Origin of the sequence: Dryocola sharpae (assembly GCF_051307055.1) — a bacterium.
Taxonomy (GTDB): domain Bacteria; phylum Pseudomonadota; class Gammaproteobacteria; order Enterobacterales; family Enterobacteriaceae; genus Dryocola.
This window is the reverse complement of record NZ_CP149994.1, coordinates 2,617,173-2,632,686: the sequence shown is the minus strand read 5'-3', so window position 1 is coordinate 2,632,686 and position 15,514 is coordinate 2,617,173. Positions and strand designations below refer to the sequence as shown.

Below are 15,514 nucleotides of genomic sequence, written 5' to 3'. Positions count from 1 at the left end.
AAATTCAAATGTGCAAAAAAACGGGGCCTTAATGGCCCCGTTACCTGTTGCTTACCGTCGATGGTTTCAGAACATCTTGCGTAAACGCAGGCTGAAGGTATGTGCCTGGTAGCGCTCGCCCGCCTGCAGATCGTAACGTGCGTCGAGGTTCAAATCGTTAGCGTTATACAGCGTGCTGCCGATAGCCACGCCTGCCATATCCTTCACCGGTGCGATACCTCTGGAAGTGAAACTCGTTTCACCAATAGTGTCGGCTGCGTAGGTTGCGGTGCTGCTGGTTTCGGTGTTGTCGTACTCATGGATCCAGGAGAGCTGCGCAAAGGGGGTCAGTTTACCCAGACCGGTATCGAAGGTTTTTTCCAGGCGCGCACCGATATTGCTCGCTACAGACTGCGTATGGCTTGAACTCACGTCCAGCGCCATGCCGTTACCACCGGTTTCTTTATAGCCGTCAACGTGCTGATAGCTATAAGAGAGGGCCGCGAGCGGAGTGACAATCACCTCAGCAGGCAGCGTGAGCGGATAACCAAATTCACTTTGCAGCGTGACAGACTGGCCGTTGAATTTACCCTGTGCGCTACCGGAGAAGCCGGTGAAGTCTGTGCGGCGGGTAGAATCATAGTTCTGACGGTTGACGCCGGCGGACAAATTCACATACCAGGGATTGCCGGTGTAGCCTGCGTAGCCAATCAGACCGTAGTTGTCGGCGGTGGAGGCGTTGCCGCTCAGGTTATCTTTACCATGAACAGAGGTGTTGCTGTAGTTGACTGCGCCGCCTACGCGCCAGTCGTCGCCCAGCGCACGGTCGGCACCGAGGATCAGGCCGCCGAATTTCGCGCTATAGCCGCTGACATTGCTGGTGCTGTCCTGGCGGGCATACCCACCGAACGGCTGACCCCAGAGGATCCATTCGCTGTAAGCATCGCCCGTTGCTACGCCGCTTATGCCTGCCGTTTGCGGATTGCGAGCAAGATCCATGTGGGTGGTAACTACGGACATGGCCGTCAGGGTTGCAACGTTTGTCGCGGCGCTGGTGTTAATATTCTGGCTCGCAGAGAGGCGCTCGCCCACGCGGTTTGCTTCTTTCTGGTCTGCAATCGCCAGCGAGGCGTTATAGAGCTCAAGCAGCTGCGGAGAAATGCCCGAATAATGACCCAGTCCGCCCAACGCTGCCGTGGCGTTTGGAATGGTTGCCCAGCCCGGTTTGGTGGAGTCCGGGGTGGCCGGCGTGGCTGGCGTTGTCGGAACCGGCTCAGGCATCGTCGGGATCGGATCGGGAGTTACCGGCGTGGTTGGGATCGGATCGGGCGTCACAGGCGTCGTTGGGGTGACAGGCGTCGTCGGAACCGGATCGGGTGTTGCTGGCGTCGTTGGCGTCGGGTTCGGCTGAGCCGGCGTCACTGGTGTAGTCGGATCCGTTGGGGTCGTCGTTGGCGGCGGCGTGACGGGTTCCTGCAGCGTAACAACCAGCGAGCTACGACCATTTTCGTCATAGGTCGAGCCAGTCGCTGCACCGGTATAACCCGCGGCCTGGTAGCGTAACCGATCCACATTGTAATTGGTGTCGGTGCTGCTGGCATCGATGACTACGTAGCGCTGACCGGCGGCGAACTGGTATGTATTACCGGTACGGGCCAGGCTGACGCCTGAACCTGCGTCAACGATCGCAGAACCGTTCACGACCAGACGGCCATAGCCGGTATCGGCAGAAGAGGCGTTAGCCACCGCCGTGTCAGCGACGCCGACGATCAGTGCCGCGTTGCTGCCCTGATGGTAGTTACCGCTAATGGCGATCGTGTTGTTGATTTGCAGCGATGCCGCATCGTTGTTAACGGTTCCCTGGGTCGAAATGTTGTCATCAAGCAGCAGGCGGCCGGTGCTGAAAATCACATCGCTGTTCGGGTTGTCGATTTGCCCGATTCCGTTAATACCCGTCAGGATACCGGTACTGCCGTTGCCGCCTTCGATGATTAGCGGCAAGGAACTAGCGTTTGAAATATTACCTTCGATGATGCCACTGTTGGCGATTGTCATAGAAGTTGTGGAGGTACTACCGTAAGCGTTATTGAAGATGGCATAGCTATCGCCGGTAATCCTGCCGCTGTTAACGATATTAAATGATGCATTCGAATTATTATTATCAGCATTATATATAGCGTAGATGCTGCTGCTGATTAGCCCGTTATTAACGACATTGCCGTTAGCAGCATTAATATTATTGTTGTTATAATAATTATAAACGCCAACGATAGCGCCGCTGATTTCACCATTATTGGTGAATGTGCCAATCGTGCCCCGGTTTTGCACGCCAAAGTAACTGCTTCTGATGATACCATCGTTTATCAGCGTGTTAATCGTGCCCTGATTCAACACGGCTGATTCGCTATAGCCGTTGTTTGAGCTGCCGCTGTCGATCAGGCCGGTATTATTAAATGTACCAATAGTTCCCTTGTTTAAAACTGCGGCATTCTCAGAGTAATGACCGGAGTTATTATCCATATGAATGGTGCCAGCGTTATTCAGTACGTCAATCTGGCCGGTATTGTTGATCGCGGTATAACCGCTGATGGTACCGCTTTGGGTATTTGTCAGATTGTTAATCACCCCGGCGTTGTTAATAGTCGCGTTACTTGAGCCGGAAAAGATATTGTTCGTTGAGCCGGTGATGGCGCCGCTATTCATCAGGCTACCGACCTGACCTGTTGCGCTCAGGTGAACGGTGTCGAGGGCGTTACCGTTGCTCTCAATTGTACCTGAGTTATTAATATTGCTAATGTTTCCGTCAAGGTTCAGTGCAGAATAACCGGTGCCGGTAATGAGTCCCGCGTTTTCCAGCGTGCCGACGAGCACACCCTGAATGACGGAAAGCGCATGCGTCTGAGTACCGGTAACGGTGCCCGGAGCGGTTATGGTAACGGAGTCATAAGCGCTGGAGATCTGAACGTTCTGCTGAGAGTCGGTTATGGTATAGTCGCTCACCGCGAGGGCCGGTGTTGCCAGCAATCCCTGCGCAGAGGTTAATGCCACCAGCAATGAGCCATGCTGGCTGATACGTGATTTCTTCATGTGTACCGTCGCGATGTTGCTTAAATCAATTAATGTACAGGTGTGAACCTGGATCAGATTAATCTGATTCCATTCGGGCGAAGAATATACATTTGCTTGCAAAAAACAATAAGCGCGGTTTAATTATTTCTTGTTTGAACCATCAAATTTCTAAGCGTGCGGTGATATGCATCACGTTTTGCGGGGCTTGAATGCAAATGTTCAGTAAACGAGTCGCTGGCTGGTTATTGATTGGTATAATTTTTTTCCTCAGCGGCTGTGCAGGCCCCAATCCTCATGTGCGCGGTAGCACACTGGCGAAAAAAAAAGGCCTGCTCGGTGAAAATTTACAATCCGGAAGGTTCACGCTCGTCAGCTGGCAGCGGATTGCACCGCCGGTGAAGTTACTGCGGGTCTACATTGAGGGCGACGGTTTTGCCTGGAAGAGCCGCACGCGTCCATCAGACGATCCCACGCCGCGTAACCCCGTTGGCCTGATGCTGGCGGCAGCCGATCCGTCGGACAACGTGCTTTATCTGGCCCGTCCCTGCCAGTTCACAGCAGTGCCATTACCCGCTGTCTGTACGCCTGCCTGGTGGACCGATAAGCGTTTCTCACCTTCCGTTATCGAGTCGATGGATGGCGCGCTCAGCCAGGTTATGCAACGCTACCCCGGCGCGAAAATAGAGCTGGTAGGCTATTCCGGCGGTGGGAACATTGCCGCGCTGCTGGCGGCCCGGCGAAGCGATGTCTCTTCGCTGCGCACGGTTGCGGGCAATCTTGACGTCGCCTATGTCAATACGCTGCATCGTGTTTCAGCGATGCCTGAAGCCGTAAATGCCATCGGTATAGCCCCGCAGCTTGCCGCAATGCCGCAGATCCATTTCAGCGGAGGCGCGGATGATATCGTGCCTCCTGCGGTGGCCGAACGTTTTCAGCGCGCGGTGGGAACGCAATGCGCGCAGGCTGAGACGGTGCGCGGCATGGCTCACGGATCTGACTGGGCCGCCATCTGGCCGGCGTTATTAAAAAAGAGAGTAGGTTGCGGGCCTGCACCTAAAATACCTGTACGGATTGGGCAAGGCAGAGTGGACTCTGATTAAAAGGCTGTAATTTTTTAGGACATTATTTTATTCGCCGGGTTAAAAAAATATATAGCAACCTTGTTATCAGCTGAGCAAAAAATAGCTGTTAACGAAGCAGAATTCTTTTAAAGCTAAAATCCGTGCCCTATAAAAGTTGGGTAGCACAATTATTGTACTTCCGCTTCCATAATAAGCGCTTTGAATTACAGATGTACCGTATACATAAACAGACCGCTATGTTAGGGTTGAATCCGTGACTAATCATCACACATTCAACCCAGATGGAGCTAGTATGCAAGCATTACAGCCGGTTATTGATGAACTTATTGAGCAGTCACGGGACGCGGATAAAAATAAACAACAAGAAGAGTTGTCTCTGCTGAAAAAGGTTCTGGAAATTTATGATCAAAAGGTCGTGGCAGAGGTATTACGCGCCGTCAGCGGAAGCCACTGGACGCGTGAAACCATCAATCGCTGGGTGAATGGCAAACTGACGAACAAGCGGCTGGTCGAGGTCGAAATTAAAATGCTGAAAAGCATGCTGCCTTCGCCGCCCGCCCATCACGGGAAATACGCGTTTCGCTTTATCGACTTATTTGCCGGTATCGGCGGTATCCGCAGCGGGTTTGAAGCGATTGGCGGCGAATGCGTGTTTACCAGCGAGTGGAATAAGCACGCGGTAAGGACCTACAAAGCCAACTGGTATTGCGATCCCGAGCGGCACAGGTTCAATGAAGATATTCGCGATATTACGCAAAGCCATCGCACCGATCTTAGCGACGAGGAGGCTGCGGCGCATATCCGGTCGACGCTGCCGGAGCATGACGTTTTGCTGGCGGGATTTCCTTGCCAGCCGTTTTCCCTCGCCGGCGTCTCCAAAAAGAATGCGCTGGGCCGCGCCCACGGCTTTGCCTGTGAAACCCAGGGCACGCTGTTTTTCGACGTTGCGCGCATTATTGACGCCAGACGCCCGGCAATTTTTGTGCTGGAAAACGTTAAGAACCTTAAAAGCCACGATAAGGGCAATACTTTCCGCATCATTATGGAAACGCTTGATAGCCTGGGCTATGAGATCGCCGATGCGGCCGTTACGGGCGCAGGCGATCCTAAGATCGTCGACGGAAAGCACTTTTTACCGCAGCACCGTGAACGTATTGTGCTGGTGGGCTTCCGCCGCGATCTTAACCTGCATCAGGATTTCACGCTGCGCGCGCTCAATGCGTTATACCCGCAGCGCCGCCCAACCTTTGGCGAGCTGCTTGAACCAACGGTGGATGCCAAATACATCCTCACGCCTGTGCTGTGGAAATACCTTTATAATTACGCGAAAAAACATCAGGCAAAAGGCAACGGTTTTGGCTATGGTCTGGTAGACCCAACCAATCCGGCAAGCGTGGCAAGAACGCTTTCGGCACGCTATTACAAAGATGGCGCCGAAGTTCTCATCGATCGCGGCTGGGATAAAGCGCTTGGCGAACTGGATTTCAACGATCACGAAAACCAGCTGCGTCGTCCGCGTCGTTTAACACCGCGTGAATGCGCGCGTCTGATGGGTTTTGAAGCGCCCGAGGGAAGATCCTTCCGTATTCCGGTTTCGGATACGCAGGCCTACCGTCAGTTTGGCAACTCGGTTGTGGTGCCTGCCTTTGCCGCCGTAGCGAAACTGCTGGAAGAGAAGATCGGGCAGGCTGTGCAAAAACGTTAAACGGAGAAAAAGATGGCCGATGTTCACAGCAAAGCCGTGCGCAGCAAAAATATGCGCGCCATTGCCACACGCGATACGGCCATCGAAAAGCGCCTGGCGGGCTTGCTCACCGAATGCGGATTTGAATTTCGCGTGCAGGATGAGCAGCTTGCCGGTCGTCCCGATTTTGTTATTGATAGCCATCGCTGCATTATCTTCACCCACGGCTGCTTCTGGCATCATCACAACTGTTATCTCTTTAAAGTGCCCGCCACGCGCACTGAGTTCTGGCTGGAGAAAATCGGCAGGAACGTTGAGCGTGATAAACGCGATATCCGGCGTTTGCTGGGGGAGGGCTGGCGCGTGCTGCTGGTCTGGGAATGCGCGCTAAGAGGGCGTGAAAAGCTCAGCGATGGGGCGATAACAGAAAGGCTGGAGGAGTGGATTTGCAGCGGGGGCCATCATGCGCAGATTGATACGCTCGGTATCCATGCACTCAATGACGACGGGTGGCAAAAGCCACCCGCAGACTGACTACCTTTCGGCTTCACACGGCCCCACTACCGGCTTTGGGGGCAGCAGATATTTCCCAAGCGTTACCAGCACGACCGCGAAGATAATCACGCCCAGCGCCAGCCATTCGACAGGAGACAGGCTTTCGCCAGCGAATCCTGTCCCAAGCAGCACGGCCACGACAGGATTAACGTAGGCGTAGCTGGTCGCCACCGCAGGAGCGACGTTGCGGATCAGATACATATAGGCGCTGATGGCGATTATCGAGCCGAACAGCGCCAGGTAGCCTACGGCCAGGAAGCCCGCGGTTGTCGGCATGGCCGTCAGGCGTTCGCCCGTAGCCGCGGCGGCGCAAAGCAGCACGAAGCCTGCGGCGAGCATCTCAATCGCACCGGCCATTAAGCCGGTCGGCAGTTCAATGCGGGAACCATAGACGGAGCCAAACGCCCAGCTCAGCGAGCCAGTCAGAATAAGGATCGCGCCCCAGGGATTGCCGCTCAGGTTGCCGCCGCTGTTGAGAAGGATGATGCCCGCCAGGCCAATGGCGATACCCAGCCATTCAAGCTTGCGCGTCGGGATGCCGAACAGGCGGCTAAAGCACAGGGTAAACAGCGGCACGGTGGCTACCATCACCGCCGCTATACCGGAAGGAACGTGCTGATGTTCCGCAACGGTTACGAAGCCGTTGCCCACGGCGAGCAACAGCACGCCGATCAGGGCGGCATTGAGCAGAGGTTTTATTGCCGGTAATTGATGGCCTCGCAATAACAATACGCTCAGCAAAAGCACACCTGCGCTCATAAAACGCACGCCGGCCATCATAAACGGCGGCCAGCTTTTCACCCCGATGGCGATAGCAAAATAGGTGGAACCCCAAATGATATACAGCGCAAAAAGCGCCGCTATCAGCGGTAATAATTGACCTGAACGAACGCGCATACTCCCTCACGACATGGCTTTGACGAGCTAATAGTTAACGTCAAAACTATCAGCCTGGCGAGTAGTTTACTTGTTATTATCTTGTTAATTTTCGTTGACATATGACTTTAATTTTCGTGCGCCGGGTTTTGCTCCATACTAAAAAGCAACTTAACAAAAAAGGATGGTGATTTTGGCCGGAAGTAGCTTATTAACGCTCCTTGATGATATTGCCACGCTGCTGGACGATATCTCGCTGATGGGAAAGGTGGCGGCAAAGAAAACCGCTGGCGTCTTAGGGGATGATTTATCGCTCAATGCCCAACAGGTTTCGGGGGTGCGCGCCAACCGCGAGCTGCCGGTGGTATGGGGAGTGGCGAAGGGATCCTTTCTTAATAAACTTATTCTGGTGCCGCTTGCGCTGGTGATCAGCGCCTTTGCGCCCTGGGCGATAACGCCGCTATTAATGGTTGGCGGCGCGTTCCTGTGTTTTGAGGGCGTTGAGAAGGTGGTGCACAGTTTTCAGGCCCGCAAGCACAAGGAGACGCCTGAAGAAAAGAAGGCCCGGCTTGACGCCGTTGCCGCGCAGGACCCGATGGTTTATGAAAAGGATAAAGTAAAAGGCGCTATACGCACCGATTTTATCCTCTCGGCTGAGATTGTCGCCATTACGCTGGGCATCGTAGCGGATGCGCCGCTGCTGAATCAAATTGTGGTGCTGGCGGGTATTGCGATCCTGGTCACCGTGGGCGTATACGGCCTGGTAGGGATGATCGTGAAGCTTGACGATTTAGGCTACTGGCTGGCTGATAAACGCTCGCAGATTGCACAGGGTGTGGGTAAAGCGCTGCTGGCGCTGGCGCCGTGGCTGATGAAGTTTCTGTCGATTGTCGGCACGCTGGCCATGTTCCTTGTCGGCGGCGGGATTCTGGTCCACGGCATCCCCGCTTTACACCACGCGATTGAGCACTGGACTGAAAAAGCGGGCGGTGTCGTCCATCTGATCGCGCCGACGCTTGTCAATATGGCGCTTGGTTTTATTGTCGGCGCGGTAGTTTTAGCGGCTGTGAACGGGATAAACCATCTGCGTGGCAAGGGTTCGCACTAAGAATTTGCATAAATTTGCGCCTGGCACCGGGCAAAAATGCTGCTTTTTGACTATAACTGTAAAAGTTTTCACCCCTGATACCGGAGGCAATTATGGTCTATGTGGTCAGCGATGAAGTCCAGCCTAAGAAGGGCGGTCCAAAGATGATCGTTACCGGGTTTTCAAACGGCATGGTGGAGTGTCGTTGGTATGACGGTTATGGCGTAAAACGCGAGGCTTTCCGCGAGGATGACCTGGCGCGCGCGCAGGAGGAGAGGGAGCAGCTACAAGGATAAGTGCAAAAATACCCGGCTACTGTCCGGGTATTTTTATGACGCCCTGCATCCGTCAATACAACCGGTTACCGGGAAGGAATAAAGTAATCCAGCCCCTCTTTCCAGCCCTGCGGACCGTAATGAAGGCTATGGTAAACCCGCGCAGGATTATCATTACGTAAAACAACGGGTTCACGGCTGTAGCCTTTTACCACCACGGCGTAGTCAACGTTGTCCAGCAGCATTGCGTTATTCGGGCCGTTGCCCAGGCCGATTGTCGTATAGGTTTTACCTTCGTTTTGCTGGTACTGCTGATAGAGCCAGCGCAATGCCTGGCCTTTGTCGCCCTGCATGCCCATTACGTGCCAGAAGCGCCCGCCCTGAACCAGCATCAGGCCCAGCTCCGCTATGCGTTCGGCAAAAGCGCTGAACATTTCCTGCGAATCTCGCCAGATAAAAGCCTCAGATGCTTCTCTCAGGCGCGCCAGGGCCGCCTGTTTGTGCGTTAATCCCGTCCATTCGCTCAGGGTGTTTACATCCACATCCGCAAAGCAGGTGAATTTAAAACCAGACTGGTTGCGCAGGTTATTAAGCAAATCCATCAGTTCATCGTGACGGACGCCTGCAATCCTTCGTGGAAAGCTTTCGCTGCCGCTCCAGCGCGCGTCCAGCTGTATTACCGCGCCATCTTCAGCGATAAACGCCTGCCCGGCAATGCCCAGCTCTTTTTGCCATTCAATAATCTCAGCGGCGCTTTTATTGCTGCACAGGACCAGAGGAATGTCCCGCTGCCTGAATACGCCCAGCCAGCCGCTCGCGGCTTCCCAGCGGTAGGTGTTATGGTCCAGCAGGGTGCCGTCAAGGTCGGAGACGATAAGCAGCGAGTCGTGCAAATGTGGCATCGGGATCCCTCGTTAGGATTAATCTCAAATAATTACCGCGCCGGGCGCTTCGCTAAACCGGGATCGTTTCCTGAAAGCCAGCGCCGCCGGGAAATTATGGAGAAAAAGTGTGGTGAATATGTTGTGTGGTAAATATTCATTTCAGCAATATATTCTTGTCTTACAAAAATTTTGCAGTAAGGTGGTTATCGACATCAGATTTCCTGATGTAGCGAATTTCAAATGCTTCTTGCATGCATAATGCTTTTACATCCCGGCTTCCCCGGCCGGGATGCTTTTTCGTTATCTGTTGACCTCACTGACGCTGAAATCGTGAATATCCAGCTCAAAGGCTTCCGCAAGCTCAGTGTAGGTGTGCCATGCTCGTCCGTCGACGCTGACCCGGTGCGGATCTTCTTCACTATCCGCACGCTTCACCTCGCTCTCACTGATTTCGTTGATTGCCGCCAGCAGGGCATCGACGTCAATACTGACCTCCCGCTGCTCCGTATCGCTGGGCTCTTTTGCGGTCTTCATGCCATATCCTCCTGCCAGTCACCAGCCTTAAGTATAGACGGCTCAACAGAATGCCTTACCTAGGCAGGCGTTCGGTGTGAATCAAACGTTTTTGATCTACACTGGCACAAAGAAACTGGAGGATTTTGGTATGAATATCAACGATCGCGTTACCGTGAAGACCGACGGCGGCCCTCGCCGCTCTGGCGTGGTATTGGCCGTGGAGCAGTTCAGCGAGGGGACGATGTACCTGGTCTCCCTTGAGGATTATCCGCTGGGGATCTGGTTCTTTAATGAGACGGGGCATCCTGACGGGATTTTTGTCGAGCAGCTGCAGCAGTAACGGACCCGGCAAGCGGGCCAGAGATTGACGCAAAGGAGCCGCAGTTTTGTAAGTCGGGTAAGCGTAGCGCCACCCGACATAATTTTGCTTAATTAACGCAGGTTAACGAAAATGCCGTTGGTGACGTTATCGGTGAGCCGTACCACATGGTATATCACCTGCTTATTATGCGTTTTTATTTTGCGCTTAATATTGCCTTTATGTGACGATACCGTTTTGGCTTTAATGTTCATTTGATCGGATATCTGAATCGTGCCCTGGCCGGACATCCACATTTTCAGCATGCTTGATTCAGTTCGGCTCAGCGAAAGCGTAGGTAAATTAATGTGTCCGATGCATTGCGCATTTTTTGCTAAATACTCTTCAAGAATTTCGTCCAGCGATTCCGGCTTAATGGATTTCGAACTGATAAGCAGATTATTTCTCACCAGCAGATATTCATCAAAATGAATATTAGCGATGGCCATGAAAACCAGAAACAGGGTGCCGGGATGCTGATTAATGATCTGCTTAATATGCTGGCTGCTTTGCGGGTCGTGAATAAAGCAGTCTTCATTAATAAACACCACGCTGGGGAGCTGTGACTGACAGGCCTGGGCCAGCTCTTCTACATTCTTAACATCGGTAATTTGTCGTTTTCTTATTCCGCGGCTAGCCAGATAGCCGGTCAACCCCAGCCGGGTATAACTGCATAAGTCCATAATAATCGTTGACATAGCAAACCCTCACCAAGTGTATTATCCGAACAGCTTCGATTGAGCAGGCCGCTTTGTTGAGCGCCTGCCATTACGAAACTTCCCTGCCAGCACTTCCGCGCCTTTGTTCCATCCCGGGAAAATGGCGGGGAAAAACGCTTTCCAGCCATTGACTTGAGTTGCAGATAAATGACGCTACGGAAGTATTTCAGGCGCGATCACTATCCCGTAAAGTTATGTATAATTTGCCAGGAATGTTCCCAAAGTAAAGTAAATGTTATGAACTGTGAGAGAGGTAAAATCTAATATCCCGCAGCAGAGTTATCCTGGTGGATGTTATTTGAAATACTTTTTAGGAATAACCTCAGAGAGGCCATGAGGAAAAAGCGGTTAATTCTTCGGAATTTCACTGACTATATCTGCCAGCAAATCAAAAATCTCACTAAATAAATGTTCAGCAAAAGGCGCAATCAGCGGCATCAGTGCGGCCATAACCAGCAGGCCAACGGAGAGCGTAACCGGGAAACCAATTACAAATACGGAAAGCTGCGGCGCCATACGGTTTAACAAACCCAGCGCGATATTAAGCGTCAGCAGCAGCGTGATTAAGGGCAGGGCAAGCATCAATCCGTTAAGAAAAATGAATCCGCCCGCGCGGGTAAGGGCCATAAATACATTGCTGTTGATCGCCTCGCCGCCAATTGGCAGCGTGTGAAAGGTATCAACCAGCATTGAGATCAGCCATAAATGACCGTTAAACGTCAGGAACAGCAGCATCGCCAGCATGTCCATAAAGCGCGCCAGCACCGGCATGTTCAGGCGGCTGCCCGGGTCGAAGAAGGTGGCGAAAGAAAGCCCCATTTGCAGGCCGATAAGCTCGCCTGCGGTACGAATTACGGCAAAGGCGAACTGCATGGTGAAGCCCAGCATAATGCCGATTAAGATTTGCTGCGCCGCAAGCCAGAAACCCGCGGCAGAGAAAATAGTCACGCCGCTCATCGGCAGCGTCGGGGCGACGATCCAGGTAATCATCAGCGCCAGGCCAATTTTTACCTTTTTCGAAATAGCACGTTCGCTGAGAATGGGCGCTGTGCTGATGAGCGCCAGAATGCGTATAAAAGGCCAGAAGCCCATGCTCAGTAGATTCAGCCACTGGTCGCTGTCAACGTGGATCATCCAATCATCGTCGGCAAATTGGTGAGCAGCGTGCGCATATAATCAAGCAGCAGGTTGAGCATCCACGGGCCTGCCACAATCATGGTGACAAAAACGGCGAGGATTTTCGGAATGAACGACAGCGTCATTTCGTTAATCTGCGTCGCCGCCTGCAGCATGGAGATAATCAGGCCGGTCACCAGCGCGACCAGCAGCAGCGGTGCCGCGAGCGCCAGGGCAACCTTCATCGCCTCGGTGCCCATCATCATGACCGATTCAGGCGTCATCGTTTCACCTTAACTGTAGAAGCTTTGCGCAAGCGAGCCGACCAGCAGCTGCCAGCCGTCAACCAGCACGAAGAGCATGAGCTTGAAGGGCAGGGCAATGGTTGCCGGCGGCACCATCATCATCCCCAGCGCCATCAGCACGCTGGCCACAACCAGGTCGATAATCAGGAACGGAATAAACACGGTAAAACCGATCTGGAAAGCCGTTTTCAGCTCGCTGGTGACATAGGCCGGCAGCAGAATGCGCATCGGCACTACCTCCGGGCCTTCCATCGCCGGGGTGTTAGCCAGACGAGCAAACAGCGCCAGATCCGCTTCGCGCGTCTGCCGCAGCATAAACTCGCGCAGCGGCTTCGCGCCTTTCTCAATCGCTTCCGGCATCTCCATTTTGTTTTCACTAAACGGCTGGTAGGCGTCGGTATAAATCTTGTCGAACACCGGCGACATAATAAAGAAGGTCAGAAACAGCGCTAAGCCCAGCAGCACCTGGTTAGGCGGAGCGGAAGGCGTGCCGAGTGCGTTTCGCAGCAGGCCGAAGACGATGATGATGCGCGTGAAGCTGGTCATCATCAGCAAAATAGCGGGCAGGAAGGTCAGCGAGGTGATAAACACCAGCGTCTGCACCGGCAGCGACCAGCTCTGGCCGCCGTTCGGCATCGGCTGGCTTACCAGGCCCGGCAGCTGCGCCAGCGCCTGCGGCGTAACAAACAGCAGGCTGACCAGAATACCCATTAACGAGAAGGAGAGAAAACGTTTCATCAGGCTTTCCCGTTACGTTTAAGCAAATTTTTCATCAGGCTCTGGAAATCCACCTGTTCGGCAGGCAGGGGATCGACGCTTGCCGGCGCAGGTGGGAGAGTATGTAAATGGGTGATTTGCGTCGCGGTAACGCCCAGCACAAGGCGGGCGTCTTCTACATCCACAACCACGACGCGTTCGCGCGGGCCAAGGTTACAGCTGGCGCTGACCTTAAGCCCCTTCGTGCTGCCGGTTCTGCCGGTAAGGCCAAACCTTTTAGCCAGCCAGGCCGCCAGCAAAATAAACAAAATGATTGCCGTCAATGCGCCGCTCACCTGCACTAAAGGCGAGCTGGAGCTGACGGCGGGCTGCTGCTGAACGGTGGTCTGGGTTTTCATGCTGTTAACGGCTCAGGCGACGCATACGTTCCGATGGCGTAATGATATCGGTGATGCGCACGCCGTATTTATCGGCCACGACCACGACTTCACCCTGCGCAATCAGATAGCCGTTGATCAGGATATCCAGCGGCTCGCCGGCCAGGCCTTCAAGCGCCACTACGGAACCCTGCGACAGGCGCAGCAGCTCTTTAATGGTCATGCGGGTACGGCCCAGCTCCACGGTCAGTTTGACCGGGATATCCATAATCAGGTCGATATCCTGCATTGAACCTACAACGTCGTTGCCTTCAAGCGCGCGGAATACGCTGTCCGCGCTGCTTTTGCTGGAGACCTTTTGTTCGTTCAACGCATCAGCCCACAGATCGTCCACGGAGCCTGCATTATCGTCGGACGGTTGATTAATATCACTCATTTGGGCTGTTCCTCATTCAGCGAATTCAGTATCGGGTTGATCAAGTGTTCGACGCGCAGGGCGTACTGGCCGTTTAGCGTGCCGTATTGACTGGTCAGCACCGGTACACCATCGACATGCGCAAGAATGCGATCCGGCTTGTCGACAGGCAGCACGTCGCCAGGTTTTAGTTTTAGTATCTGTGACAGCCTGAGCGGAATGTCGGCAAAGTTCGCCACCAGTTCCAGTTCAGAATGCTGCACCTGGCGCACCAGCGTATCGCGCCAGCTTTGGTCCTCCTGACGGGAGTTCTCCAGCGGGGGATTCACCAGCAGTTCGCGCAGGGGTTCAATCATGCTGAACGGCAGACAAATATTGAATTCGCCGGTCAGGTTGCCAATTTCCACATGGAAAGGCGTATTCACCACGATGTCGTTCGGCGACGTCGTAATGTTGGTAAATTTCACCTGCATTTCGGAGCGCACGTATTCCACGTCAAGCGGATAAATGGCCTTCCACGCGTCGCTGTAAGCTTCCAGCGCCAGCTTCAGCATGCGGTTAATGACGCGTTGCTCTGTATGGGTAAACTCGCGGCCTTCAACTTTCGTCGGAAAGCGGCCGTCGCCACCAAACAGGTTGTCCACCGCAATAAACACAAGGCTTGGCGAAAAGACGAACAGGCCGGTGCCGCGCAGCGGTTTCAGGTGCATCAGGTTGAGGTTGGTCGGCACCGGAAGGTTACGCGCAAACTCATGATACGGCTGAATACGGATCGCGCCGACGGTAATATCCGGGCTACGGCGCAGCAGGTTAAACAGCCCCATACGGAACTGACGAGCGAAACGTTCGTTGATAATCTCCAGCGCCTGCAGGCGTTCACGCACCACGCGGCGCTGGGTATTAGGATCGTAGGGGCGGATGTTGGTTTCACTTACTGCCCCGGCAATCGGTTCGTCGCTGCTGTCGGCGTCGCCGTTTAGCAGCGCATCAATCTCAGCCTGTGAAAGAATGCTATCGCCCATGCTCTACCGCAAAATAAAGGCGGTATACAGCACGTCGCTGACCACCTGTTGAGGTTGACCGGCAACCAGAGGCGGCGCCAGCGTATTTTTAATTGCCTCTACCAGCTTCTGCTTGCCTTCATCGGTGGCAAGGGCAGTCGCATCCTGGCGGGAAAACAGCAGCAGAAGGCGGCTACGCACTTCCGGCAGGAACTCGCTCAGGCGCTGGCGAGTCGCTTCATCTTTCAGGCGCAGCGTGATGCCGACATACAGCACGCGATCCGCATCGCCAAGGTTGACGGTAAAAGTATCCAGCGCAAAAAAGACCGGCGCGGGCGGCGGCTCCGGTTTTACAGCCTGAGCGCTGGCGGGGTGCTGCTGCATCCGCCAGTAGCTGTAACCCGCGGTAGCGCATGCGGCGAGTGTGATCAGGACCAGTAACGGCATCCAGATGGAGCGCTTGCGGCCTTTGGTCTGAGCGATGTCAGTCATATAACGC

18 protein-coding genes are annotated in these 15,514 nt (G+C 53.9%); 6 read left to right on the top strand and 12 right to left on the bottom strand.

The features are described from left to right. Positions 1 to 66: 66 nt before the first annotated feature. Positions 67 to 3,066 (bottom strand): autotransporter domain-containing protein, encoded by a 3,000-nt coding sequence (locus WLO31_RS12640; RefSeq protein ID WP_435926952.1) that lies wholly within the window; start codon positions 3,064 to 3,066, stop codon positions 67 to 69. 377 nt (positions 3,067 to 3,443) lie between these two features. Between WLO31_RS12640 and WLO31_RS12635 the strand changes: the two genes are divergently transcribed. From WLO31_RS12635 to WLO31_RS12625, 3 genes are all read left to right on the top strand, one after another. Further along, the gene (locus tag WLO31_RS12635) at positions 3,444 to 4,148 is read left to right on the top strand and encodes an alpha/beta fold hydrolase (protein ID WP_435926951.1); all 705 of its coding nucleotides are present in this window, start codon (positions 3,444 to 3,446) and stop codon (positions 4,146 to 4,148) included. Between the two features lie 274 nt (positions 4,149 to 4,422). Further along, positions 4,423 to 5,835, top strand: a complete 1,413-nt coding sequence (locus tag WLO31_RS12630) for a DNA cytosine methyltransferase (RefSeq protein WP_435926950.1) — start codon at positions 4,423 to 4,425, stop codon at positions 5,833 to 5,835. A gap of 12 nt (positions 5,836 to 5,847) precedes the next feature. Further along, positions 5,848 to 6,348, top strand: coding sequence for a very short patch repair endonuclease (locus tag WLO31_RS12625; protein ID WP_435926949.1), 501 nt, complete (start codon positions 5,848 to 5,850; stop codon positions 6,346 to 6,348). Here the strand turns inward: WLO31_RS12625 and yedA are convergent, their stop codons facing one another. Next, positions 6,349 to 7,266, bottom strand: coding sequence for a drug/metabolite exporter YedA (yedA, locus tag WLO31_RS12620; RefSeq protein ID WP_435926948.1), 918 nt, complete (start codon positions 7,264 to 7,266; stop codon positions 6,349 to 6,351). Positions 7,267 to 7,438: 172 nt separating this feature from the next. Here yedA and WLO31_RS12615 point away from each other — a divergent pair, with 172 nt between their 5' ends. Then, positions 7,439 to 8,353, top strand: a complete 915-nt coding sequence (locus WLO31_RS12615) for a DUF808 domain-containing protein (RefSeq protein WP_435926947.1) — start codon at positions 7,439 to 7,441, stop codon at positions 8,351 to 8,353. 92 nt (positions 8,354 to 8,445) lie between these two features. Next, positions 8,446 to 8,628 (top strand): YodC family protein, encoded by a 183-nt coding sequence (locus WLO31_RS12610; protein WP_435926946.1) that lies wholly within the window; start codon positions 8,446 to 8,448, stop codon positions 8,626 to 8,628. A 65-nt stretch (positions 8,629 to 8,693) separates the two neighbouring features. Here the strand turns inward: WLO31_RS12610 and WLO31_RS12605 are convergent, their stop codons facing one another. Together WLO31_RS12605 and yodD are read right to left on the bottom strand one after the other, a co-directional pair. Then, on the bottom strand, positions 8,694 to 9,509 hold the full coding sequence (locus tag WLO31_RS12605) for a mannosyl-3-phosphoglycerate phosphatase-related protein (protein ID WP_435926945.1): 816 nt from the start codon (positions 9,507 to 9,509) through the stop codon (positions 8,694 to 8,696). A 282-nt stretch (positions 9,510 to 9,791) separates the two neighbouring features. Beyond that, on the bottom strand, positions 9,792 to 10,025 hold the full coding sequence (gene yodD, locus WLO31_RS12600; protein ID WP_435926943.1) for a YodD family peroxide/acid resistance protein: 234 nt from the start codon (positions 10,023 to 10,025) through the stop codon (positions 9,792 to 9,794). Positions 10,026 to 10,155: 130 nt separating this feature from the next. On the opposite strand from yodD, the gene dsrB reads away from it, so the two are divergent. Next, a complete protein-coding gene (dsrB, locus tag WLO31_RS12595) occupies positions 10,156 to 10,347 on the top strand; it encodes a protein DsrB (protein ID WP_435926942.1) in 192 nt (63 codons plus the stop codon). 92 nt (positions 10,348 to 10,439) lie between these two features. Here the strand turns inward: dsrB and rcsA are convergent, their stop codons facing one another. The 8 genes from rcsA to fliL form a co-directional block, all read right to left on the bottom strand. Then, positions 10,440 to 11,063 (bottom strand): transcriptional regulator RcsA, encoded by a 624-nt coding sequence (gene rcsA, locus WLO31_RS12590; RefSeq protein WP_435926941.1) that lies wholly within the window; start codon positions 11,061 to 11,063, stop codon positions 10,440 to 10,442. Positions 11,064 to 11,432: 369 nt separating this feature from the next. Continuing rightward, the gene (gene fliR / locus WLO31_RS12585) at positions 11,433 to 12,218 is read right to left on the bottom strand and encodes a flagellar biosynthetic protein FliR (protein ID WP_435926940.1); all 786 of its coding nucleotides are present in this window, start codon (positions 12,216 to 12,218) and stop codon (positions 11,433 to 11,435) included. Beyond that, entirely contained in the window at positions 12,215 to 12,484 is a 270-nt protein-coding gene (gene fliQ / locus WLO31_RS12580; RefSeq protein ID WP_121269108.1) for a flagellar biosynthesis protein FliQ, read from the bottom strand. Before fliQ ends, fliR begins: the two co-directional genes overlap by 4 nt. Positions 12,485 to 12,493: 9 nt before the next feature. After that, on the bottom strand, positions 12,494 to 13,243 hold the full coding sequence (gene fliP / locus WLO31_RS12575; protein WP_435926939.1) for a flagellar type III secretion system pore protein FliP: 750 nt from the start codon (positions 13,241 to 13,243) through the stop codon (positions 12,494 to 12,496). Continuing rightward, entirely contained in the window at positions 13,243 to 13,620 is a 378-nt protein-coding gene (gene fliO / locus WLO31_RS12570) for a flagellar biosynthetic protein FliO (RefSeq protein WP_435926937.1), read from the bottom strand. Before fliO ends, fliP begins: the two co-directional genes overlap by 1 nt. Before the next feature lie 4 nt (positions 13,621 to 13,624). Further along, on the bottom strand, positions 13,625 to 14,035 hold the full coding sequence (fliN, locus tag WLO31_RS12565) for a flagellar motor switch protein FliN (protein ID WP_435926936.1): 411 nt from the start codon (positions 14,033 to 14,035) through the stop codon (positions 13,625 to 13,627). Further along, complete coding sequence (gene fliM / locus WLO31_RS12560) at positions 14,032 to 15,036, bottom strand: flagellar motor switch protein FliM (RefSeq protein ID WP_435926935.1); 1,005 nt, start codon at positions 15,034 to 15,036, stop codon at positions 14,032 to 14,034. Before fliM ends, fliN begins: the two co-directional genes overlap by 4 nt. Positions 15,037 to 15,039: 3 nt before the next feature. Continuing rightward, positions 15,040 to 15,507, bottom strand: coding sequence for a flagellar basal body-associated protein FliL (gene fliL / locus WLO31_RS12555; protein WP_435926934.1), 468 nt, complete (start codon positions 15,505 to 15,507; stop codon positions 15,040 to 15,042). Positions 15,508 to 15,514: the final 7 nt, after the last annotated feature.

What these genes read in the sequence shown, in the direction of transcription:
- WLO31_RS12640 (WP_435926952.1), bottom strand. Translation starts at nt 3,066, where the DNA reads ATGAAGAAATCACGTATCAGCCAGCATGGCTCATTGCTGGTGGCATTA.
- WLO31_RS12630 (WP_435926950.1), top strand. Translation starts at nt 4,423, where the DNA reads ATGCAAGCATTACAGCCGGTTATTGATGAACTTATTGAGCAGTCACGG.
- WLO31_RS12625 (WP_435926949.1), top strand. Translation starts at nt 5,848, where the DNA reads ATGGCCGATGTTCACAGCAAAGCCGTGCGCAGCAAAAATATGCGCGCC.
- yedA (WP_435926948.1), bottom strand. Translation starts at nt 7,266, where the DNA reads ATGCGCGTTCGTTCAGGTCAATTATTACCGCTGATAGCGGCGCTTTTT.
- WLO31_RS12610 (WP_435926946.1), top strand. Translation starts at nt 8,446, where the DNA reads ATGGTCTATGTGGTCAGCGATGAAGTCCAGCCTAAGAAGGGCGGTCCA.
- WLO31_RS12605 (WP_435926945.1), bottom strand. Translation starts at nt 9,509, where the DNA reads ATGCCACATTTGCACGACTCGCTGCTTATCGTCTCCGACCTTGACGGC.
- yodD (WP_435926943.1), bottom strand. Translation starts at nt 10,025, where the DNA reads ATGAAGACCGCAAAAGAGCCCAGCGATACGGAGCAGCGGGAGGTCAGT.
- dsrB (WP_435926942.1), top strand. Translation starts at nt 10,156, where the DNA reads ATGAATATCAACGATCGCGTTACCGTGAAGACCGACGGCGGCCCTCGC.
- rcsA (WP_435926941.1), bottom strand. Translation starts at nt 11,063, where the DNA reads ATGTCAACGATTATTATGGACTTATGCAGTTATACCCGGCTGGGGTTG.
- fliR (WP_435926940.1), bottom strand. Translation starts at nt 12,218, where the DNA reads ATGATCCACGTTGACAGCGACCAGTGGCTGAATCTACTGAGCATGGGC.
- fliQ (WP_121269108.1), bottom strand. Translation starts at nt 12,484, where the DNA reads ATGACGCCTGAATCGGTCATGATGATGGGCACCGAGGCGATGAAGGTT.
- fliP (WP_435926939.1), bottom strand. Translation starts at nt 13,243, where the DNA reads ATGAAACGTTTTCTCTCCTTCTCGTTAATGGGTATTCTGGTCAGCCTG.
- fliO (WP_435926937.1), bottom strand. Translation starts at nt 13,620, where the DNA reads ATGAAAACCCAGACCACCGTTCAGCAGCAGCCCGCCGTCAGCTCCAGC.
- fliN (WP_435926936.1), bottom strand. Translation starts at nt 14,035, where the DNA reads ATGAGTGATATTAATCAACCGTCCGACGATAATGCAGGCTCCGTGGAC.
- fliM (WP_435926935.1), bottom strand. Translation starts at nt 15,036, where the DNA reads ATGGGCGATAGCATTCTTTCACAGGCTGAGATTGATGCGCTGCTAAAC.
- fliL (WP_435926934.1), bottom strand. Translation starts at nt 15,507, where the DNA reads ATGACTGACATCGCTCAGACCAAAGGCCGCAAGCGCTCCATCTGGATG.